Origin of the sequence: Bradyrhizobium sp. UFLA01-814 (assembly GCF_046718885.1) — a bacterium.
Lineage (GTDB): Bacteria > Pseudomonadota > Alphaproteobacteria > Rhizobiales > Xanthobacteraceae > Bradyrhizobium > Bradyrhizobium elkanii.
The window spans coordinates 109,282-129,403 of sequence record NZ_JAQOSR010000002.1; the positions used below are offsets into that span (position 1 = coordinate 109,282).

Sequence of the window (20,122 nt, forward strand, 5' to 3'; positions counted from 1 at the left end):
TGTCGTGCCAATGTTGGCGGCAACGCTAACACAATGATGATAGGAAGAAACAACTTGTCCGCCGATCCTCTCGCGCGTTTTCGCGGTCGCCTGCGGCTGCCGCTGATTGCAGCACCAATGTTCTTGGTCTCCGGTGTCGAGCTGGTGGTAGCCGCCTGCCGCAACGGCGTGATCGGTTCGTTTCCGACGGTGAATTGCCGTGAGACGGAACAGCTCGATGCCTGGCTCGGCGACATGGCGCGGCGCCTGCAGGCGCATGCCGATGCAAGCGGCCAAGCGGCCGCGCCGATCTGTCCGAACCTGATCGTGCATCGCTCCAACACGCGGCTGGCCGAGGATCTCGCCGTGCTGCTGCGGCACAAGCCGGAGCTTGTGATCACCTCGGTCGGCTCGCCCGCGCCGGTGCTTGGCCCTCTGCACGATGCCGGCGCGCTGGTTTTCGCTGACGTCGCCTCGATCCGCCATGCCGAGCGCGCGGCAGCAGTCGGCGCCGACGGGCTCGTGCTGCTCACTGCGGGTGCGGGCGGGCAGACCGGCTGGCTCAATCCGTTCGTGTTCGTCCGCGCGGTGCGCGGCTTCTTCGATGGACCGATCGTGCTTGCCGGCGGCATCAGCGACGGCCACGCGCTCCGCGCCGCGGAGGCGCTCGGCTGCGACCTCGCCTATATGGGCACCAAGTTCATCGCGACGCGCGAGAGCATGGCGGACGGCAGGTACAAGCAGATGCTGGTCGACTCCACCGCCGACGACATTCTGCTCACGACGGCGTTCACCGGCCTGCAGACCAACATGCTGCGGCCCTCGATCGAGGCCGCCGGTCTCGATCCCGACGACCTGCCGGCGCGAGGCGCGATCGACATCGGCAAGGACATCGACATCGGCGCCCGCGAAAGCCGCCCCAAACGCTGGCGCGATATCTGGAGCGGCGGTCATTCCACCTCCGGGGTCACCGGGGTGCTCGGCGTCGACGAGCTCGTGGCGCAGACGATCGCGGAGTATGAGGTGGCGAGCGGACGGGTGCGGCTCGCCTGATCCGCCGCGAAACAGCAGCCGCTCAAATCCCGCTCGCCCGCTTAACGCGGCATTAACCATGCCAGTCCCAACAATACAGTCACGGGCCGCCACGGCTGGCCGCCTGGCAGTTTGTGGGAATGCGACATGGCCCTTGAGGCGCTCTCCAAGACCCCGGCAACGCTCGACGAGCTCCGGACCCGGGTGTTCTACGCCCTGCAGCGGCATCCGCTGTGCCGTCAGGTCGAATTCGACATTGTCAGCACGCCGCGCACCCGCCGCACCAACTGGACGGTCAGCCTGCACACGGTCCAGCCCGGCGCCCTCTGGACGGCGCACGAGATCGTCGCCGACATCCAGGAGGCCTATGAGCTTGATGCAGCGGCCTGATTTTCCGGCCGTTTCGGGACAATTTCACCTATTTGGCGTCGTCACGGCACGGTACCGCCGCATTTCACGCGCAGTTTGCGGCGACACCGGCCGGCAATGGAGTAGTTTTTGACCAGAGCCATCACCCTCGCCGCGCTGACATGCTTCCTCCTCGCCGGCGCCGCGATAACAGCCATTTTGGGCCGTGACAGCCTGCCGGCGGCGCAGGCCGACATTGGCCCGGTCGCCAACCGTGCCAGCAAGCAGGATAAGCTCGCCGTCACGACGCTTGCCGCGGCCTCGTTTGAGGCGCCCCAGCCGATTGAGCCTCCCGCCAATCCGTCTCCGCTCCTGTTGCGGGCGCAAGCCGCGATTCCGGGCGCGACCGATACGGTGCGCCAGGCCTATGCCTCCGTCGAGCCCGCCGATATCGGCCTGCCGAAGATCACCGACCCCGTCGATGCGGCTCAGCCGAACATCGCCGAGCCCGCACCCGCGCTGGTCGCCCCCGCGCCGCCGAAGCCCAAGGCTGCGGCCAAGCCGGCGCCGCAGAAAACCTATGCGCTGCTGAGCGACGCCCAGATCGCCGGCATCAAGGACCGCCTCAAGCTGTCGTCGTCGCAGGAATATTACTGGCCAGCGGTCGAGACCGCATTGCGCGCCGTCGCCCGCAAGATCCACGCCAAGCGCCAGGGCGATCCCGCCGTGGGCAACATACCGATCGATCCCGACTCCGAGGAGGTCCAGCAACTGAAGTCGGCGGCGATGCCGCTGCTGTTCCAGCTCCGCGAGGATCAGAAGAACGAGGTTCGTTCGCTGGCGCGCCTGATTGGCCTGGAACGCGTCGCTGCGATGATCTGAGGCAGGGTCCGGCCGAACCGGATCTGCGCTCCTTATGCTCTAGCTGGCCTCCAGCGGCCGCAGCTTCTCCACCTTGCCCTGGGTTTCGACGAGCAGCTGTTTCATGAAGTCCTTGTTGCGCTTCAGCCAGGGCTCGAGCGTCTGCCTGACGTCGCTTGGCGACTTCTTCTCGATGGCCTGCGCCAGGCGGGTCTGAAACGTCCCCCAATCCTTGAACATCTCCTTCAGCAGCGCATCGTCGGAGATGTTGATCGCCGACTTGATGTCGCCGACGGTTTCGAGCTCGCGCATATTGCCCTGTCGCAGGATCGAATCCAGGTTTTCCAGGCATTCGTGGTAGCGCTCCAGCAGATCGTCCCATCGCTTGGCGCTGAAGTCATCGTCCAGGCCCTCGACGGCGTTGTATAGCGGCTCGAGGAACGACCAGCGGAAGCGCCGCGCCAGTCGCAGCAGGATCGACAGGAAGACGATGTCCTTCGGCATGTTCTGCGCGATCATCAGGCGGGGATCCTCGCTGAATGGCGGCATCGGCACGAAGATGATGACGATCGAGAACGGCGTGCTGTCGAGATATTCGAGCCGGGCGACGACAGGCTGATACAGCTTCAGATCGCGGAAGATCGGACTGAGGACCTGCTCACGGCTGCGCCGGCTGGCGATATCCACGTCGGCGAACGAGTTCGCGACATAGCTCGTCAGCTCGTCGAGCCAGGCCCCGCTGTCGTAACGGTTTTGCGCGCGGAGCAGATCCTCCCAGTCGAGCTCCGCCGTGTCGGGACCGGACAACAGCGTGGTGGTGCCGGCATCCGCCTCCAGCACGGCATCCCTCAGGAAGCCGCGCGCGCGATCGGCGGGGGGCAATGGCCTGAGCGTTTCGGCCTTTTGCCGGAACGACAATTCGTCGCTGAACACGATGCGAAGCCGCAGGCGAAACAGCTCTTCCGGCCGGGTGATCTGCAGGAACTGCGCGTGAATGTCCTTCGCCGCCTCGTTGAACTTGGGCGCGTAGTTGGCGTTCAGTCGCGGCCGCAGCGGCGCAGGACCGAAGGTCGGCTTCACGAACAGGTCTTCGAGGAATCGCCGGACGTCGTCCTCGCCGATTCCATAGAACTCGTTCTCCGCCAGCATCGGAAACGAAGGCGAAGAGTCGACCGAGAACCACAGCACCTTGGAGATGAGCTTCAGCGCGCGCTTGTAACCGTCGAACTGGGCAATCTCGGATGCGCACCAGGTCCAATTGTGCTCAGCATTGGTGTGGATGAAGATCAGGCAATCGGCCTTCGCCGTGTTGTCGATCATCCATTGCCGCCATTCGGAGCCGCCGGGAATTTCCTCGCAGACGAAGCATTCCACCGGACGCTGGCCGTCCAGGCTGCTGAGATATTCGAGCCGCGCCTTGAGCAGGCGCGCGAGAAATCTGTCTTCGGCGCGATGGCTGATAAACACCGAGAAATCATTTGGCATGGCAGAACCCGATCTGCATGAATCTTATGCGACGGCTGGCCGTGTCTCATCGGCCGAATGCCGCGGCTGCACATCCTGCCGCGAGCTCAATGATAGCTCGTCTCTGAAATCTGCGATCGCCCGGCGCGAAAAAGAAAAACCGCCCGCCAGTGATTTATCTCACTATACCTTAGGGTGTGCCACGTGCAAGATACCCAGGGACCCGGCGCGCGACGCTCGCCGGGCTCCGGAATGGACTCGCTAAAATTTTTCGAAACTCAGCTGATGTGTCGAACACATCGCTTCATTTTATGCCTTGGCGCCGTTCGCGCGGGCGCGCGACCAATTGAGCCTTCGGCCGTGATCGGTCGGCCGTATCGAGATCAGCAAAAGTCATAGTCGGGGGCAGTTATGCCGAAAACCAAGCAGCAGCATCTCGATCGCGCATTGGGGCCGAAGCGGATACTGGCGCTCGATGGCGGTGGCATCCGCGGCATCCTGACGCTCGAATATGTCAGCGCCATCGAGGCAATGTTGCGCAAGCGGTTCGGCAACAGCGATCTCCTGCTTTGCGATTATTTCGATCTGATCGGCGGCACCTCGACCGGATCGATCATCGCTGCCGGACTGGCCTGCGGAATGACGGCCGACGCGTTGAAGCAGCTCTATCGCGGCATCGGCACCGACGTCTTCCAGGGTTCGTTCTGGCGGCGCGGGCTGCTGGCGCCGAAATTCAAGTCGGATGCCCTGCAGCACGCTCTCGACGCGCAGCTTGGCGCCGACACCTCGCTCGGCGGCGATCGCATCCGCACCGGCCTGATGATCATGACCAAGCGGCTCGATACCGGCAGTCCCTGGCCGCTGCACAACCACCCGGATGCGCCCTTTGCCAGGCAGGACGGCGGGCTGCGGCTGACGCAAGTGGTGCGCGCCAGCACCGCGGCGCCGACCTATTTCAGTCCCCAGGAGATCACGATCTCGTCGCGCTCCGGCAGCACGGTCAGCGGCGCCTTCGTCGATGGCGGCGTCAGCCCGTTCAACGATCCTGCGCTGCAGCTCCTGATGCTGGCGTCGCTCCATGGCCATGGCTTTCGCTGGCCAATCGGCAGGGACAATCTCCTGCTCATCTCGGCCGGCACCGGCGTGTTCAAGTCGACCTTCTCGACGGAGGAAATCGTTCACATGCCGGCGGCCGAGCAGGGCTTGCGCTCGCTGCAATCGCTCATGGACGATTGCGGACGGCATAATCACGGCATGCTGCAATGGCTGACCAACTGCCTGACGCCCTGGTCGATCGATCGCGCGGTGGAAGATATGGTGGCGGACAGTCGGGGCGGACCGCAACTCGCGACCTATGCGCGCTACAACGTGCTGCTGGAAACCACCTGGTTGAAGAAGACGGTCGCGATCGACCGGACGCCGGACGCGCTTGCGAAGATCGCCGCGATGGATGACCCGAACAACATGGACGAGCTTGCCGAGATCGGACGGCTCGCAGCCGTCAGGCAGGTCAAGCCGGAACACTTCCCGTCGGCCTTCGATCTCACGTGATGCCGCGCGAGGTGCCATCTCGACACGCAAGTCGCAGTTTCGACAACCAATTCGCCTTCGGCTATCTTCGTCACCGAGACATGATGATCCAGTCATTCGTCCAGGTGTCGCGATGTCCACAAAGCAAGATGCCGGATCGCCGAACACGGTGGTCCTTTTCAGCGGTCACATGATCGATGCGCCAGATCGAAAAACGCCACGCTTTCCGCCAGACAAGGAGCCTGTTGCGGCCGCTGCGATCGCCGACGCGCTTGCGAAGATCGGTGTTACCAAGGGTGATCTCGCCATTTGCGGCGGCGCCTGCGGCGGCGATCTGTTGTTTGCGGAAGCTGCCCTCGCGAAGGGCATGCAGCTTGAAATCTATATTCCATTCGACGAACCGACGTTCCTTGCCGGCTCGGTCGATTTCGCTGGCGGCAACTGGCGCGCGCGCTATCTCGCGGCGAAATCGCGAGCCGCGCTCCATGTCATGCCCGACGAACTGGGGCCGCTGCCGGCCGGTGAAAACGCCTATGAGCGCGACAATCAATGGATGCTGGAGCGGGCCGCCCGATTTGGCGACAGGAAGCTCGCCTTTGTCTGCCTGTGGAATGGCGAAGGCGGCGATGGTCCCGGCGGCGCCAAGCACCTGATGGATGAGGCCGGGCGCAAGACGACGTGGGTTTATTGGCTGGATACGAAGAAATTATGGGACTGAAGGAATTGCGATATGCCGTCGTGTTTCATGATCATGCCCTATGGCCGAAAGCCGACCCAGGCCGATCCCAAGTTTGGTCCAGCCGAGATCGATTTTAACGCATTGTGGGATCGCGCCTACGTACCCGCCATCAAGGCGCTCGGTTATCAGCCGGTGCGCGCCGACCAGGACACCAGCGCATTGATCGTCAGTGAAATGCTGGAACGGATCTACTTCGCCGATCTCGTGCTGGCCGACATGACGATTCCGAACGGCAATGTCTATTACGAGGTCGGTATCCGCCACGCATCGCAAGAGACCGGGTGCGTGTTGCTTGCGGCCGACTGGTCCAAACAATTGTTCGATGTCGTGCAGATGCGAACCGTCCGCTATCCGCTGCCCGAGGGCGAGATCACGGAGGCGACCGCGGCAGCCATGCAGGCCGCGATCAAGGCGCCCATCAAGGCGCTTGCTGACGGGATTTCGCCGATGCACCAGTCGATCCCGGGCTATCCAGACAAGGTCGACTCGCGCAAGGCGATGACGATGCGGAGCCAGCTCGCCGAGCAAGCTGCGTTTCAGACCAAGATACGCGCGGTGCGCGCGGCGCCCACGGATCAGCGCATGGCGCGGGCCCAAGCGCTGATCGCGACCGAGGGAAGTCCGCCCGCCACTTATGCAAAGGCGCTCGCTTTGTTGCTGATGCTGCGCGACTGCGTCAATGATGCCGCCGACTGGAACATCGTGCTGGATTTCATCGGCAGACTTCCCGACCGCTTCGCCAACGAGCCTGAAGTGCAGGAGAATCGTGCATTTGCCGCGGCCCAGGCCGGCGACGACATCCAGGCCATAGCCGAGATACAGACATTGATTGATTTCGCGGGGCTGACGCCGGAACGGCTCGGCTTGATGGGTGGCCGCCACAAACGCCTCGCCAGAGGCGCACCAGCCGACTCTCCTCGCCGCAAGGAGGAGCTCGAGAAGGCGATCGACTGTTATCAGCAGGGTATGGAGCTCGATCTCAACGCCTATTATTGCTCCAGCAACCTGCCCCGTCTCTATCGCGCCCGGGGAAACCCGGGCGACGAGGATCTTGCGCAGGCCACTGTGCGGGTCGCGATTGCCGCCTGCGAACGGGCCAGACGATTGCAACTTGCCGACGAATGGCTGCGCCCGACGCAGCTTGCCGCGGCCTTTGACCTTGGCGATCCCGACAAGGCCGAGGAACTGGCAATGCAGGTGGTTGCCGAGGGGCAAGCGAAATGGAAAGTGAGCAGTGTCCTTCGCGACCTCGAAGCCAGTCTCCAATACGTCACCGACCCAGCAAAGCACGCGCGATTGTCCGCCATCATCGACAGGATCAAGACGGCCTGACCGCGCGCTTCTCTGGTCATCCGCCTCAGCCGAGCCGCATCGACAGCTCGACGTCGTCGCCGAACGGTACAGACATGTAGCCGTTCGCCGGCGAGCGCACGCGCGCCAGATAGTCGGGGCTGTCGTCGGCGTTGTCGGCGACGACGAAGGCGCCCGGCTGCAGACGGCTCTCCACGAGATCGAGGATATCGGGATAGAGCGCCTTGGCGCCGTCGAGCAGCACGAGGTCGATCGTATCGGGCAGACCCGTGCGCAGCGTTTGGAGTGCATCGCCCTCGCGGATCTCGACAAGGTCATGGAGCCCGCCGGCGACGAGATTGTCCCGGGCACGCACCACCTTGGACGATTCGAACTCGCTGGTGATCAGGCGCCCGCCGCCATTGTCGCGCAGCGCGGCGGCAGGGTGCAGCGTCGAGATGCCGAATGACGTGCCGAACTCGACGATGTTCCGCGCCCGGCTGCCGCGCGCCAGCATGTAGAGCAGCGCGCCGGTCTCGCGCGAGACCGCGAGCGGCACATTGCTCAGCCGGCCGTATAGCGCGCGGTAGTCGGTCTTGCTCCGCATCAGGCGCGCCTGTTCGGTGTCGGAAAGGTCGGCCACCGCGAGCCGGGTTTCCTCGACCGCAGCGGAGGCTTGCGCGAACAGGCGCTCGAGCAGGCCCGCGAGCTCAGGTGAAATGAGGGTGGTCATGTCGGTCTCCGGTGTGAAAGCGGCGCGTCCTTGCGCCTCGCCAGAAATACGAATAATTAGTCGCATTCGCTAATCGCATTCCCCAGGACGTCCATGACCGAACGGCGAAGCTCCTCAATTTCCTCGCGAAAACAGCCGCAACAGGCCCGCTCGACCGAGCTCGTCGCGGCGATTCTCGATGCGGCTGTTCAGGTTTTGACGAAGCAAGGCGCGCAGCGCTTCACCACGGCGCGGGTGGCCGAGAAGGCCGGCGTCAGCGTCGGCTCGCTGTACCAGTACTTCCCGAACAAGGCCTCGATCCTGTTCCGGTTGCAGAGCGACGAGTGGCGGCAGACCACGCGCCTGCTGCGTGACATCCTCGCGGATGCCAAGCGGCCGCCATTGGATCGGCTGCGTTCGTTGGTGCACGCCTTCATCCGCTCCGAATGCGAGGAGGCCGCGGTGCGCGTCGCGCTCAGCGACGCCGCGCCGCTCTATCGCGATGCGCCCGAGGCGCGCGAAGCGCGGGCATCGGGCGAGCGCATCGTCGAAGCCTTCATGCGCGAGGCATTGCCGAAGACGTCAGACGCTGTGCGCGCGACAGCGGGCGATTTGATCACGACGACGCTGAGCACAGTGGGCAAGGATTTTTCGGAGAGCCCGCGAACGCTCGCGGAGATCAAAGCCTATGCCGACGCCATGGCTGACATGTTCTGCGCGTATCTCAGGAGTCTCGGAAAGCGCTGAAGTTCACAGATAGTGCTTGGCGACCAGCAGAAACCCGAGCACGCCGCCGGTCACAGCGAAAACCGTCACGCCGTTGCGGAAACTCACGTAAGCGGCCGACCAGTAAGAAGCCGTCTGGGAGGGCGTCGCGACTTTTTTCGATTTCTGGGGCAAGCCAATTCGCTCCTGAAAAAAGGCGCCGCCATCTGGTCAACACAGATGACGGCGCCCGTCTGAGGGCTTCAGGGCGAAACCCCGCTTCAGCGTAAGCCGCGATCATGAACGGTTCGTATACCGCCGGGCGTCGCAAGCTCGCATGTCAGCTGAAGCGTCGAGGTTCCCCAAAGCATGATCCGGAAAAGTGCGCAGCGGTTTTCCCTCGCGACAAACGCAACGCGTTTGCGCGGAGATCATGCTCAAACCAAGGGCTAAAGCGCGGTGACGATTCGATCCAATCTCATCGCGCTTTAGAACGAAGCGTAGGCATTTCGAAATGCGATGGCGCCGGCCAGCGAGCGCGGCCGCGTGCGCACGGCATGCCCGTCGTTGCCGCTCTGCACGATCCACTGGCCGTTCTCCTGACCCACGATCTTGCCGACGTGGTGACGCCAAACCACGATGGTGCCGACCGAAGGGCCGCCGGCATTGTTGCCGTAGCGCGCCCAGGATCGGGCCAGATTGAATTGCGGACCGGGATCGCTGCCGACCTGGGTGCGCATGAACCACCCGCACCACGCAGCTGGGCGACCGGAATGTGCATAGTGCCGATGATGATGGTGACGGCCGCGGGCTTCGGCAGTTGAAGCGAACGCCAAAAGAACCGCCACAGCGGCGAGAAGTTTACGCATTACAAAGTCCTTCTTGCTGTTGGCAGACCATCCATGTTGTGGGGGGAAGCGCAGCGATGATCTGCGATTGGCTTGCGAAGCGACCGGATCGGTCAGGCGACGCAAAACGAAGGCGGGGCATGGCCCGCGCAGGCGTTTAAGAAACGGGCTATGGCCAAAATATGGCCGGTACGTCTCGTCCGGCGGCCGCGACGCTGCCGAAGACCTCAGGCGTGATCCGCGCGATGGCCGGTAATTTGCTTATCGCGGTTGGGGCTGTCCGGACGAGGACGCGTTGCCGAGCCTCAGGCCCGCCAAGGATAAGCCGCCGATCATGAACCAGTGAGAGAGCTTCTTGGGAGGCGCCAGTCCGTATTCGCTTTCGCGTGGCTCAAGCTCCGCCGGACACGCTTCGCCCTTGCGGCCATCGCATGGCCGCGCCACGCGAAGCCCGCAAGGGCTAAGCGTGGTGCACCATTCAGAATACGATTGCGCACCTCTACCTAATTTAAATACCTATATAATTCTGCTGCGGACAAGGTCGAAGCGTTCCCGACCTATCGCTTCGTCTTGTGAAGGACCAATTTGCCCTGTGAAGCGACATCGCCCCACTTGGCGGACCAATTGACTTCCGAGGCGGAAGGTCGCCCGGTGCCTTTCTGATCCCAGGCTCCCTGCAGCGCAAATAGAGCGCCTTGGGGATCGGCACATCGCAAGATCCAGCAACCGTCGGGCAACTCGATTGGACCTTGGAGGACCCGGCCCCCGCCAGCATCAACGCGCTTGGCAGCCGCGCCGATGTCGTCGACATTGAAGTAATAGAGCCAGCAGGGTTGCGATACGCTCGGAAGTTTGGTGAGCATTCCGCCGATCGTCTGGCCGGCCGCCGAGAACAATTCATACAGGTCGGCCGGCCCGGTTCCAGCGTGAGCTTTCTGCCAGCCAAAAAGCTCGCCGTAAAACGGGAAGATCTTGTTCCGGTCTTCAGCCAGCAACTCGTGCCAGCCCACGCGTCCAGGCTCGTCCAATCCGCTGGACTGCCGTTGGCCATATGTCAGCCCGGAAACCAGTGCGAACGTCGCTCCTTGCGGATCGGCGACCACCGAAATTCGGCCAATATTGCTGGCGGTCGGTGTTACCAGAATGGCGCCCCCACGACGGCGGATCTGCACGGCTTTCGCATCCACGTCATCGACGGCGATGTAGCCGACCCATCTCGGCCTCGCTCCCAATCGCAGCCCTTCTTCCGGGAGATGCATGAGTCCAACTGCCGGGGCGCCGCCTGCAGTAAGCAGCGTGTAGGCGAATTCCGGAGTCGACGCATCTTCCACCGCCCAGCCGATGACCTTGCCATAAAAAGCAGCTGCTGCCGGCATGTCCGTCGTCAGCAACTCATACCAAGCGAAGCGTCCGAGTTGATCGACCAAGCTAATTTCCCCGTTCAAGCGGGCCGACGATTGCGCACTGCATCAAATTGCACCCGTTGCAATCCGCTCCACGGGCGCGGATTCTCGATTTAATCGACCAAATTGCGCGATATCGTTCATGAAGATGAATGCAATCAGAACGAGCTCTATTACATTTTGTGTATACCGTAATTCTTGTCTGCCTCGTTCGCTCGGCGTAAGATCGTGCTTCGGAAGTCCTTTCTTCCAAACTGGGAGGATGCGGCCATGCAGCGAGCGAAGCAAGCTTCGAGAAAGAAGCGAACGACCAACGCCGCGGTACCGGCGCTGGGATTAGCCGGTCTGACTTTTTCGCTCGCGGGCAGCGCATATGCCTCCGCCGTGCCCTCCGGCGACGTCCAACACAAGCCGAACTTCGCGCCGGGCCATATGACGACGCTCAGTGAGGAAGAACTCGCCGACGTTAGTCTCGCCACCTTCCACCTCAATCTCATCGACGATGAAAGCGTCGGAGGCCGCGTGCTGCTCGCGCGGGGATGCGGTGGTTGCCGTGGCTGCGGAGGCGCCAGAGCTTGCGGAGGCTGCAGGGGTTGCGGAGGATGCAGGGCCTGCAGAGGCTGCCGCTGCGGTGTCGGTTGCGGTGGATGTGGCGGCTGCGGCGTTGGTTGGATCGGCGTAGGCGTGCCATTGGTCTCATGCGCAGGCTGCTGTGCATCCTGGGGCCGCTGCCGCTGGTGCTAGCGCTGGGCGTCGACACGTCGCGATTTTATTGGCCGGGCGCCCGAACGACCCGGCCAAATTTTTGCTTTCGTTATCCATTTGCCGCGCCTGGCTGATCAGCTTGCCGATGGTGGGCGAGTGTGATCCAAATTGCTCGCAGAATGCCGGTGGCCGAACGCGGCGCACAAGCCGCGCGATGCCAATGGTCGGCCGCGCGCCGGCGATCGGAAGTGACAGCAACAGGATCAGCGTGCCGCCCCGATGACAGTCAATGGCAAGAGCCGCACCGCGAAGCAGAGCCGCAAGGGCATTTTGCGATTCGCGCCGAACTTCACCGCCTATGTGATTCCTCCCGATGTGGTCTGCCTCTATTCCGAGAACCGCAAATTCTTCCTGCACGGTGATCTCTATTGTGCGGTGGCCGCGGCGATCGGCAAGAATGGTAAGGCTGCACCAGAGATCGTTCGCCAGCTCTCAAAGAGTTTTCCCGCCGACAAGATCGAGGAAGCGATCAGGCGGCTGCTAGAGCGCCGATATGTCGTAAGCGGAGCGCCGCACGCGTTCGCAGGCGCCGTCGATGGATATTGGGCGAGTCTCGGCCTCCCCCCCGAGGTCGCAGAACAGAATCTCCGCGATTGCCCCGTGCGGGTCGAAGCGATCGATGTCAAAGGCGCCAACGAACTTGCCGCGGCCTTGAGCAAGCTCGGTGTTCGGATCACCAAGCGGTCGCCCAAGCTCACGATCACACTGGCGAACGACTATCTTGACCGACGGCTCGTCGAATTGAACGGAAAGCGCTTTGGCGATGGGACGCCCTGGCTGCTGGCGCAGCCGTCCGGCGTGTTTCCGCTGGTGGGACCCGTGTTCAAGCCGGGCGAGAGCGCCTGCTGGACTTGCCTGTTCGATCGCATGATACGCAATCGGGAGATCAAGGGATTTCTCGATCGCAGAGCGGCGCAGGTGGTCGCCGTATCGCCCCTGGTCGGCGACGCCGTCGGACAGATCGGCATCCACTTCGCTGCTGTTGAAATCGCAAAAGCGATTGCCTCGGGATTTCGTACCGATCTGCGCGACCACATCGCAAGCTTCGACCTGACCGGTGCCGTCATTGCCAAGCATTACGTCGCGCGACGCCCGCAGTGTCCTACCTGTGGCAGCAGGAAGCTGCAGAGTCCGCGCCGGGCGGCAGCGCCGATCGAGATCGCGGAGGGCGGAAAGCTCGTCATGACCAGCGGCGGTTACCGCGCCGTGACGTCGCGAGCCACCGTAGCACGGTTCCGCAAGCACGTCAGTCCGCTGACCGGCGTCGTCTCACGGCTCGAGCGGATCGAGGCCGATCTGCCGATGAACACGAATTTTTTCGCCTACCACAATTTCTCGGCGCCGGCCTGGAACGTCGACCAACTCAGATCCGGATTAAGCGGCGGCAGCTTCGGCAAGGGCTCCACAGCCGAGCAGGGCGAGGCAAGCGCGTTGATGGAGGCGATCGAGCGCTATTCGGGTATTTTCCAGGGGGACGAGATCAGGACGAAGCGCCGCTTTGTCGATTTCGCTCCCGGCGACGCTCTTCTTCCCAACGAAGTACAGCTTTTCAGCGACGCGCAGTTTCAAGGCAGACATACCTCGCAGCCGGACGATTCACATCTGGTGCCTGAGCCGCTCGATCCCTCGACCAAGACGGAGTGGTCGCCGGTCTGGTCGTTACGCGACAAGCGTTTCAAACATCTTCCAACGGGCCTCTTGTACTTCTTCTATGGCGGCTTCCACACCGATTCCAACGGATGCGCGGCCGGCAACACCCGGGAGGAAGCCATCGTTCAAGGCTTCCTCGAACTGGTCGAACGCGACGCCTACGCGATCTGGTGGTACAACCGGCTGCAACGTGCAGAAGTCGACCTCGCGCAATTCGAAGATCCCTATGTGCGGGATCTGCAAGCCCAGCTTGCCGATGCGGGGCGCAGGCTTTGGGTGCTCGACATCACCAGCGATCTCGGCATTCCCTCTTACGTGGCGATCATCCATTGGACGCAGAACGGGCACGAAAATATCGAATTCGGTTCCGGCTCGCATTTCGATCGCCGCATAGCCCTGCTGCGTTCCCTCACCGAGCTGACCCAGTTCATGTCGATTGGCATGATGGGCGGCGGAAGTGGCGAGAAGCCGACGCTGGACGGTGTCACGCCGCTGCGACTGGACGATTATCCGTTCCTGATCCCCAGCGACAATCCGATCGTGCCGTCGGCGCCGAGCCTCAAGGTTCACGACAACGCGCGCGACCAGGTCAATGCCTGCATCGAGATTGCCACCGCCGCGGGATTTGATTTCCTCGTGCTCGACCAGACGCGGCCCGATGTCCAGGTGCCCGTCGTCAGAGTGCTCGTTCCGGGGTTGCGACATTTCTATCGCCGCTTCGCGCCCGGCCGACTTTACGATGTTCCGATGAAGCTCGGATTGCTGAATCGTCCGCGACTGGAAAGCGAGCTCACGCCATTCCTTCCACACACCTGAAGGCTGGCTCGTTGCGCAACTTCCGGAAAACGATGCTCAGGAAGATCGCACCCGTCATCGTCGCCCGATTGAACGGTCGTTGCTCCCTTCACATGCAGGCGGACGGAAGCATCGCTGCAGGCTTGGGCGGCTACTCGATCAATCTGGGACAATTCAGTGCGGCAGCGGTCGACCGTGCGGGACATCTCACCAGCGGCCTGCCGCTCGCCTCCTTTGCGGGCAAAGGCGTCCTCGCGAGGCAGGTTCATGCCCTCGTGCGGCGACTGGCAGGGCATGGATTTCTCGAATACCGCTTATACTCTCCGCGTGACGAGCAAGACCTCGTGGTCATCGAGCCGCAGGTCGCCGAATACTGGCCACAACGCGCAAAGCTGGGGAACGGTGATACCATTGTGTTGTCGCGCTTCGCCTATCTGCGCCGGCGCGGCAGCGAGATGGTGCTGGAATCGCCGCGCGCCGGCGCGCTGTTTCGGATTTTCGATCCCGCCATCGCTGCCACCCTCGCTGCCCTGTCGCGGCCTCAGAAGATCAGCAACCTTCGCCGCCATGCGGCCTCCGCGAACCTCGATCTGCTTGGATTGCTGATCGACAGCAAGATGCTGATCAAGCTCAATGCGAAAGACGGCGACGGCCTTCGGGTGAATGAAGGCGACGGCAATCTCGTTCTCTGGGACTTCCACGATCTCGTGTTTCATACGAGGAGCACGGAGGGCCGGCACACCAATCCAGTTGGCGGCGCGTTCACCCATGCGGGCGTCGTTCCACCGCTACCCGCGGTGCGTCCGCCTTGGCCCGGCAAGAAGATCGACCTCGGCAAATTCTCCACGTCGGGGTCGGTCTCGCACTTCGCGAAGCTGTTGCGCGAACGCCGTTCAATACGAGATTTCGACGACCAGCATCCGGTCACGCTCGCCGAGCTCGCGCAGTTTCTCGACACGACAGCCCGCGTGCTGTCGGAATGGAAGATCGGCGCAGATTTTGACGGCGATCCCGAGGTCACCTACAGCGCAAGACCCTATCCGTCGGCAGGCGGCGCGTACGAGCTGGAACTATACTTGGCGGTCTTGAACTGCAGGGAGCTTGCACGTGGACTTTACCACTATGACGCGGGCAGCCACGCGCTTGTCGCGATCGACACCTCCGCCCAACAACTCCAAGCGCTTTCTACGGCGGCCGAGTTTGCCATGGACGCATCCGGTCCACCGCAGGTCTTGATCACGATCGCCGCGCGCTTTGGGCGGATCTCCTGGAAATACAGCTCAATCGCATATTCGCTGATCCTGAAGGACGTCGGCAACCTGATGCAGACGTTCTATCTGACGGCGACCGACATGGGCCTTGGTGGCTGCGCAATCGGCACCTGCAACATCGATCTGTTCGCAAAAATGACGGGGCTTGAATTCCACGTGGAGAGCCCGGTCGGTCAATTCGCGCTCGGGCGCGGCAGGAAACCGGCCCCCTCTAGCTAGAGCGGAGGTCTTTCGAATGTTTACGGCCTGGATCGCACGCGAATGGCGCCCAGGGGCGGGATTCGGCTTCGCCCTTCGGGCTACGCCGGGACGAGCCTTCGTGCGGATGGCTTGTCGGCTACGGCCGCGCTGAATGGTGCCCCTGGCCGGAATCGAACCAGCACTCCTTGCGGAACTCGATTTTGAGTCGAGCGCGTCTACCAGTTCCGCCACAGGGGCATTCGCAATGGTCCCGGCCGGGAAGGCCGGGGTCGCGAAGCGCGGCGGACTATAGCGGGCGGCCCGTCACGGTCAACCCGCGCGGACCGGATGTCCCGCGCCCCGGCAGCGGAATTTCCGGGGGGTGTGATCCCAGGGACGACGCAACGCCGTCGCCGTCCGTATGGCGGTCACGGAAGAGTTTGCCCGGCGGCGGCCGCGTGCCACCGTGCCGATGCCCGGCCGCGGCTGCGGCAACCTACGCCGGGACGGAGGCGCGAGCGTAACGGTATTGTCCGGTTCGTCGATCTCGATGATGCACATGAACGCAGGGTGCTCAATCCGAGTCTTTTCTTTTCCGATGAGTTGCAGGCGGCGATGACCCAGTGGCGCCTGCGCGTTCCGACGCATCATCGACTGAACGCGATCTGACTGCGGCGGACGGCGGCCGTCACGGTCAACCCGCGCGGATGTGATTGTCCTGCGCCTCGACAGCGGTATTTTCACGCGATACGACCGCAATCGACGACCTTGGAGCAGGGCCCATGACCCTCCCGAACGATGCCCGCAGGAGGACCGACGTGACGATTGCCACTGCCCATCCGTCGCATGCTTCCGCCGCCGGCAATCCGGCGCTGACCTCGGCCCTGGCGATTGCCGTGATCGCGGCGGCGACCCTGGCCGGCGCCTGGTTCTTCCAGCTCGTGCTGGAGATCATGCCCTGTCCGCTCTGCCTCGAGCAGCGCTATGCCTATTACCTCGCGGTGCCGCTCGGCGCCCTCGTCGCGGTCGCGGCCGCCCGCGGCGCGCCGCGTCCGGTGCTGCTCGCCGGCCTTGCAATCCTCGGCCTCGCCGCGCTCGCCAATGCCGGGCTCGGCACCTATCACGCCGGCGTCGAATGGGGGTTCTGGCCGGGGCCGACCGATTGCACCGGCCCGATGGTGGATTTCGGCAAGGCCGGCTCGCTGCTGGACCAGCTCGACAAGGTCAAGGTGGTCCGCTGCGACGAGGTACAGTGGCGCTTCCTCGGCATCTCGCTGGCCGGTTACAACGTGCTGATCTCGCTGGTGATGGCCGCGATCGCCGGTTGGGGCGTGATGAAGGCCGTGAGGGCCTGAGGTCGAGCCGTACGGTTTTCTCGTTATCCGTCATGCTGAGGAGGCCGCGAAGCGGCCGTCTCGAAGCATGCACGGGCACTGACCGGGCCGTTCATCCTTCGAGACGCGCGGAGCCTGTCATCGGGCCGCGCTTCGCGCGGACCCGGTGGCGCTCCTCAGGATGACGGGATCGATACGTGCGCCAGGCCTAATCGTCGACGTCGTCCTGCGGCCGGCCGAACAGATGGATGATGCCCGGCGTCGAGATGGTGACGAACAGGAAGCGCGACAGATGATGCGCGCCGACGAAGATCGGGTCGATGTGCAGCGTCAGCGCCAGCGCCAGCATCGCGTCCATCGCGCCCGGCGCGAAGGCGACCACGACGTCGGCGAGCCGCACATGGGTGGTGAAGCCGATCACCGCGACGAACACGGCCGAAATCAGGATGGCAATCGCAAACGAGCCAAGCCCGGCATTGACATGGCTGAGCAGGGTCGAGGTTTTCATCCGCGCGAAGCGGGTGCCGATGATGGCGCCGATGCCGACCAGCGCGATGTTGCGGAGCCAGGGCGGCAGGCCGCCATCGACCAGCCCGGAGCCGTGCAGCAGGCTGGAGGCGAGCATCGCGCCGAACATCCAGCTGGCGGGGAATTTGATCCAGCGCAGCAGCAGCGAGACCCCGATCGATAAGCCGACCAGCGCGACGAGGCCGAACGGCGAGGCGACCGAGGTCGGCAACGGCGGCGGCGCGGCATGCGTCACCCCGGTCAGCGCCAGCACCAGCGGCAGCGCCGCGGTCAAAATGATCACGCGCATGGTCTGCACCACCGCGATCGCCGCGACGTCGGCGCCCTTTTCCGCTGCGAGGATCGTGATCTGCGACAGCGCGCCCGGGCTGCCGGCAAGGAAAGCCGAGGTCTGGTCCCAGCCATGGACGCGTTGCAGATAGAGGCTCGAGCCGAAGGTCGAGCAGAACGTCGCCAGCGCCAGCAGGCCGATGGTGAGCGGATAGGAGCTCATGTGCTGCAGCAATTGCTGCGACATCAGCGAGCCCAGGGAGATGCCGAGCAACAGCAACACCGATTGCGTCAACACCGCCGGCACCGCGAGCAGCCGTCCGGCCAATGCGGCAATCGCGACCGCGACCATCGCCCCCGAGATCAGGCCGCCCGGCAATTCTGCCCACAGAAACAGCAAGCCGCCGACGGTGCCGATGACGAGGGTCTCGAGCCCGTTCAGGACTTTGCTGCGGTCGGGAATGGCCGTTGCCATCGAAGCGCGGATCAGGGTCACGCCGCCTTATGGCAAATTCGCGTGAACGCGACAAATGCATCTCGCGATTGCAGCATTGCGCCCCGGCTCGCGCGGCGCACAGATTTTCACCCTTCGAAACAAGCTGAGGATCGAGGCGATGATTGCCCGGCAAACTCGTCATGCCCGGGCCTTGTCCCGGGCATCCACGTCTTTGTTTCGGTGGGAAGAAAGACGTAGATGGCCGGGACAAGCCCGGCCATGACGGCGCGGAGAGTCAGCTGGCTCCGAGTGCGACGGCCCTCCGTGAAACGGGAGGGCATGCGCATCAAACCTGTCCGGGCGTTACTTCGTCGCCGCGGGCGCAGCAGCTGCGCCGCCCGACTTCTCCTTCTTGCACTCGGAGCGGAATTTCTTGCGCTCCTTGCCGTGCAGCCCCTTGGCGTCGGCTTCCTTCGAGCATTCCAGCGACTGGGCGGTGCGCGGCTTCTTCTCGGCCGGCGCCTTGGTCTCGGCCTTCGGAGCAGCGTCCTTGGCGGCGGGCGCGGCCGTTTGCGCGAAAGCTCCGCCCATCAGCAGCAGGGAGGCAAGGGCGGTTGCGGACGCGAGCGTGGAAATCGTCTTCATGGGGCACCTCGTGAGGGAAAGAGGGTCGAAACGTCGCGCGACGATGCTGAACCGTGGATGAACATGCAGTGGTCCCGCCGCCACAATATTTTAACGCGCTGGCGCGCTGGCGCGTTGTCGCAAGTCGGGGTTGCGCTAGGATAATGGTCTTACGCCAATGCCCCCCACGGGAAACCAACGGGAAACCAGGGATGACGGGAGACCAGGGATGACCATTCAAACCAGATTGTTGTGCGTGATTGCGGTGTCGGGCTTTGCAGCCTTTGCGGCGAGCGCGCCGGCGCAGGCCCTGACCGCGCAGGAATGCAGCGCCAAGTACCAGGCGGCCAAGTCGGCCGGCACCCTCGGCGGCCAGAAGTGGAATGATTTCCGCAAGGCCCAGTGCGGCGCCGACGCGACCCCCGCTGCGGCGCCCGCCGCTCCGCCGCCGGCAGCCGCCGCGCCCGCTCCGGCCGCGCCGAAGGAAGCCAAGCAGGCGCCCGCTGCGGCACCGGCGGCGCCGTCAGGACCCGCCGTGTTTCCGAACGCCATCGATCCCAAATACGCCAAGGAGTCCGAAGGCAAGGGACGCATGCACACCTGCGTCGACCAGTACAACGCCAACAAGGCCACCGGCGGCAATGGCGGCCTGAAGTGGATCCAGAAGGGCGGCGGCTATTACAGCGAATGCAACAAGCGCCTGAAGGGCGCCTGAGTCGTTGCCCGTACGGATGTTCGACGAGAGCGGCCGGCGCGAGCCGGCCGCTTTTCTATGGCGGCTAGCTCTGGAGCTATTGGCTGTCCGTGAGCAGCTTGTCCGCCGACTGCGCCAGCAATTGCGCGCGCTTGCGCGGGCCGCGCTCGAGGAACAGCAGGCTCTGGCCGAAGATGAAGCAGTAGAACAGGAAGGCCTGCGCATCGGCCTCTTCGGTCGGCTGCCCGGTGGCGCGATAGAGCTGGGCGACATTCTTCAGCCGCGCGGCATCGACGCTCGCGGCGGCGGCGGCCGCGGCCTCATCGGTGCGCGCCCATTGCCGGATCGCGAGCTCCACCGCCATCGCCTCGGTGTTCATGCGCTCCGAATACAGTGTGATGATCGCCTTCAGCCGCTCGCGCGCGCTGGCGCCGTCGAGCGCGGTGTGCTTCTCGATCGATGCGATGCGGCCGTCGCGCCAGCGCGTCAGCATGGCCTCGAGCAGCGCGGCGCGATCCCTGAAGCGGCGGTAGAAGCCGCCCTTGGTGACGCCCAGATTCTTCGCCAGCACCTCGACCCGCACCCCGTCGACCCCGCTATGCGCGAGTTCGGCGAAACCGGCCGCGACCCAGACGTCGCCTTTGCTTTCAGTCATGTGATCTCC

The 20,122-nt window shown here is 63.7% G+C and carries 20 protein-coding genes and 1 tRNA gene; 11 read left to right on the forward strand and 10 right to left on the reverse strand.

Going from position 1 to position 20,122, the window contains the following annotated elements; translation table 11 throughout:
- Nucleotides 1–33: 33 nt before the first annotated feature.
- The 3 genes from PMN64_RS01190 to PMN64_RS01200 all read left to right on the forward strand — a co-directional run bounded on the left by PMN64_RS01190 (nt 34) and on the right by PMN64_RS01200 (nt 2,241).
- Complete coding sequence (locus PMN64_RS01190) at nt 34–1,032, forward strand: NAD(P)H-dependent flavin oxidoreductase (RefSeq protein ID WP_411779317.1); 999 nt, start codon at nt 34–36, stop codon at nt 1,030–1,032.
- 126 nt (nt 1,033–1,158) lie between these two features.
- On the forward strand, nt 1,159–1,401 hold the full coding sequence (locus tag PMN64_RS01195) for a hypothetical protein (RefSeq protein ID WP_038386187.1): 243 nt from the start codon (nt 1,159–1,161) through the stop codon (nt 1,399–1,401).
- A gap of 108 nt (nt 1,402–1,509) precedes the next feature.
- The gene (locus tag PMN64_RS01200) at nt 1,510–2,241 is read left to right on the forward strand and encodes a hypothetical protein (RefSeq protein WP_028342582.1); all 732 of its coding nucleotides are present in this window, start codon (nt 1,510–1,512) and stop codon (nt 2,239–2,241) included.
- 39 nt (nt 2,242–2,280) lie between these two features.
- On the opposite strand, the gene PMN64_RS01205 is transcribed toward PMN64_RS01200, so the two are convergent.
- Nucleotides 2,281–3,705: a toll/interleukin-1 receptor domain-containing protein gene (locus tag PMN64_RS01205; RefSeq protein WP_028342581.1), complete on the reverse strand. Its 1,425-nt coding sequence runs from the start codon at nt 3,703–3,705 to the stop codon at nt 2,281–2,283.
- A gap of 390 nt (nt 3,706–4,095) precedes the next feature.
- Between PMN64_RS01205 and PMN64_RS01210 the strand changes: the two genes are divergently transcribed.
- Nucleotides 4,096–5,235, forward strand: a complete 1,140-nt coding sequence (locus tag PMN64_RS01210; protein ID WP_411779318.1) for a patatin-like phospholipase family protein — start codon at nt 4,096–4,098, stop codon at nt 5,233–5,235.
- A gap of 70 nt (nt 5,236–5,305) precedes the next feature.
- Here PMN64_RS01210 and PMN64_RS01215 read toward each other — a convergent pair whose 3' ends face one another.
- Nucleotides 5,306–5,701 (reverse strand): hypothetical protein, encoded by a 396-nt coding sequence (locus PMN64_RS01215; protein ID WP_411779320.1) that lies wholly within the window; start codon nt 5,699–5,701, stop codon nt 5,306–5,308.
- A gap of 3 nt (nt 5,702–5,704) precedes the next feature.
- On the opposite strand from PMN64_RS01215, the gene PMN64_RS01220 reads away from it, so the two are divergent.
- Entirely contained in the window at nt 5,705–5,932 is a 228-nt protein-coding gene (locus PMN64_RS01220; RefSeq protein WP_245288810.1) for a hypothetical protein, read from the forward strand.
- A gap of 12 nt (nt 5,933–5,944) precedes the next feature.
- Nucleotides 5,945–7,285 carry a TRAFs-binding domain-containing protein gene (locus tag PMN64_RS01225; protein ID WP_411779321.1) on the forward strand — a complete coding sequence of 447 codons (1,341 nt, stop codon included), beginning with the start codon at nt 5,945–5,947 and terminating at the stop codon, nt 7,283–7,285.
- A 25-nt stretch (nt 7,286–7,310) separates the two neighbouring features.
- Here PMN64_RS01225 and PMN64_RS01230 read toward each other — a convergent pair whose 3' ends face one another.
- Entirely contained in the window at nt 7,311–7,976 is a 666-nt protein-coding gene (locus tag PMN64_RS01230) for an O-methyltransferase (protein WP_411779323.1), read from the reverse strand.
- Between the two features lie 93 nt (nt 7,977–8,069).
- On the opposite strand from PMN64_RS01230, the gene PMN64_RS01235 reads away from it, so the two are divergent.
- Nucleotides 8,070–8,702, forward strand: coding sequence for a TetR family transcriptional regulator (locus PMN64_RS01235; protein ID WP_411779324.1), 633 nt, complete (start codon nt 8,070–8,072; stop codon nt 8,700–8,702).
- A 3-nt stretch (nt 8,703–8,705) separates the two neighbouring features.
- Here the strand turns inward: PMN64_RS01235 and PMN64_RS01240 are convergent, their stop codons facing one another.
- The 3 genes from PMN64_RS01240 to PMN64_RS01250 all read right to left on the reverse strand — a co-directional run bounded on the left by PMN64_RS01240 (nt 8,706) and on the right by PMN64_RS01250 (nt 10,935).
- Nucleotides 8,706–8,855 (reverse strand): hypothetical protein, encoded by a 150-nt coding sequence (locus PMN64_RS01240; RefSeq protein WP_411779325.1) that lies wholly within the window; start codon nt 8,853–8,855, stop codon nt 8,706–8,708.
- A gap of 293 nt (nt 8,856–9,148) precedes the next feature.
- Nucleotides 9,149–9,400: a hypothetical protein gene (locus PMN64_RS01245; protein ID WP_411779326.1), complete on the reverse strand. Its 252-nt coding sequence runs from the start codon at nt 9,398–9,400 to the stop codon at nt 9,149–9,151.
- Between the two features lie 665 nt (nt 9,401–10,065).
- Nucleotides 10,066–10,935 (reverse strand): VOC family protein, encoded by an 870-nt coding sequence (locus tag PMN64_RS01250; RefSeq protein WP_411779328.1) that lies wholly within the window; start codon nt 10,933–10,935, stop codon nt 10,066–10,068.
- A gap of 960 nt (nt 10,936–11,895) precedes the next feature.
- Between PMN64_RS01250 and PMN64_RS01255 the strand changes: the two genes are divergently transcribed.
- Entirely contained in the window at nt 11,896–14,142 is a 2,247-nt protein-coding gene (locus tag PMN64_RS01255) for a TOMM precursor leader peptide-binding protein (RefSeq protein WP_411779330.1), read from the forward strand.
- 32 nt (nt 14,143–14,174) lie between these two features.
- On the forward strand, nt 14,175–15,611 hold the full coding sequence (locus tag PMN64_RS01260) for a SagB family peptide dehydrogenase (RefSeq protein ID WP_411779331.1): 1,437 nt from the start codon (nt 14,175–14,177) through the stop codon (nt 15,609–15,611).
- 134 nt (nt 15,612–15,745) lie between these two features.
- Here the strand turns inward: PMN64_RS01260 and PMN64_RS01265 are convergent.
- Nucleotides 15,746–15,830 (reverse strand) — tRNA-Leu (locus tag PMN64_RS01265).
- Nucleotides 15,831–16,354: 524 nt separating this feature from the next.
- Between PMN64_RS01265 and PMN64_RS01270 the strand changes: the two genes are divergently transcribed.
- Nucleotides 16,355–16,927, forward strand: a complete 573-nt coding sequence (locus tag PMN64_RS01270; protein ID WP_411779332.1) for a disulfide bond formation protein B — start codon at nt 16,355–16,357, stop codon at nt 16,925–16,927.
- Nucleotides 16,928–17,114: 187 nt separating this feature from the next.
- On the opposite strand, the gene PMN64_RS01275 is transcribed toward PMN64_RS01270, so the two are convergent.
- Both PMN64_RS01275 and PMN64_RS01280 read right to left on the reverse strand, forming a co-directional pair.
- Nucleotides 17,115–18,200, reverse strand: coding sequence for an AbrB family transcriptional regulator (locus tag PMN64_RS01275; protein WP_411779333.1), 1,086 nt, complete (start codon nt 18,198–18,200; stop codon nt 17,115–17,117).
- A gap of 303 nt (nt 18,201–18,503) precedes the next feature.
- Nucleotides 18,504–18,785 (reverse strand): PsiF family protein, encoded by a 282-nt coding sequence (locus PMN64_RS01280; RefSeq protein ID WP_028342570.1) that lies wholly within the window; start codon nt 18,783–18,785, stop codon nt 18,504–18,506.
- 208 nt (nt 18,786–18,993) lie between these two features.
- Here PMN64_RS01280 and PMN64_RS01285 point away from each other — a divergent pair, with 208 nt between their 5' ends.
- Nucleotides 18,994–19,479 carry a hypothetical protein gene (locus tag PMN64_RS01285; protein ID WP_018269666.1) on the forward strand — a complete coding sequence of 162 codons (486 nt, stop codon included), beginning with the start codon at nt 18,994–18,996 and terminating at the stop codon, nt 19,477–19,479.
- A 76-nt stretch (nt 19,480–19,555) separates the two neighbouring features.
- Here PMN64_RS01285 and PMN64_RS01290 read toward each other — a convergent pair whose 3' ends face one another.
- On the reverse strand, nt 19,556–20,113 hold the full coding sequence (locus tag PMN64_RS01290) for a TetR/AcrR family transcriptional regulator (protein WP_304498547.1): 558 nt from the start codon (nt 20,111–20,113) through the stop codon (nt 19,556–19,558).
- Nucleotides 20,114–20,122: the final 9 nt, after the last annotated feature.

Bases quoted from the DNA above. Each gene is read 5' to 3' on its own strand.
- PMN64_RS01190 (WP_411779317.1), top strand. From the start codon at position 34: ATGATGATAGGAAGAAACAACTTGTCCGCCGATCCTCTCGCGCGTTTT.
- PMN64_RS01195 (WP_038386187.1), top strand. From the start codon at position 1,159: ATGGCCCTTGAGGCGCTCTCCAAGACCCCGGCAACGCTCGACGAGCTC.
- PMN64_RS01205 (WP_028342581.1), bottom strand. From the start codon at position 3,705: ATGCCAAATGATTTCTCGGTGTTTATCAGCCATCGCGCCGAAGACAGA.
- PMN64_RS01210 (WP_411779318.1), top strand. From the start codon at position 4,096: ATGCCGAAAACCAAGCAGCAGCATCTCGATCGCGCATTGGGGCCGAAG.
- PMN64_RS01215 (WP_411779320.1), bottom strand. From the start codon at position 5,701: ATGGAGCGCGGCTCGCGATTTCGCCGCGAGATAGCGCGCGCGCCAGTT.
- PMN64_RS01220 (WP_245288810.1), top strand. From the start codon at position 5,705: ATGCCCGACGAACTGGGGCCGCTGCCGGCCGGTGAAAACGCCTATGAG.
- PMN64_RS01225 (WP_411779321.1), top strand. From the start codon at position 5,945: ATGCCGTCGTGTTTCATGATCATGCCCTATGGCCGAAAGCCGACCCAG.
- PMN64_RS01230 (WP_411779323.1), bottom strand. From the start codon at position 7,976: ATGACCACCCTCATTTCACCTGAGCTCGCGGGCCTGCTCGAGCGCCTG.
- PMN64_RS01235 (WP_411779324.1), top strand. From the start codon at position 8,070: ATGACCGAACGGCGAAGCTCCTCAATTTCCTCGCGAAAACAGCCGCAA.
- PMN64_RS01245 (WP_411779326.1), bottom strand. From the start codon at position 9,400: ATGCGCACCCAGGTCGGCAGCGATCCCGGTCCGCAATTCAATCTGGCC.
- PMN64_RS01255 (WP_411779330.1), top strand. From the start codon at position 11,896: ATGACAGTCAATGGCAAGAGCCGCACCGCGAAGCAGAGCCGCAAGGGC.
- PMN64_RS01260 (WP_411779331.1), top strand. From the start codon at position 14,175: ATGCTCAGGAAGATCGCACCCGTCATCGTCGCCCGATTGAACGGTCGT.
- PMN64_RS01270 (WP_411779332.1), top strand. From the start codon at position 16,355: ATGACCCTCCCGAACGATGCCCGCAGGAGGACCGACGTGACGATTGCC.
- PMN64_RS01280 (WP_028342570.1), bottom strand. From the start codon at position 18,785: ATGAAGACGATTTCCACGCTCGCGTCCGCAACCGCCCTTGCCTCCCTG.
- PMN64_RS01285 (WP_018269666.1), top strand. From the start codon at position 18,994: ATGACCATTCAAACCAGATTGTTGTGCGTGATTGCGGTGTCGGGCTTT.
- PMN64_RS01290 (WP_304498547.1), bottom strand. From the start codon at position 20,113: ATGACTGAAAGCAAAGGCGACGTCTGGGTCGCGGCCGGTTTCGCCGAA.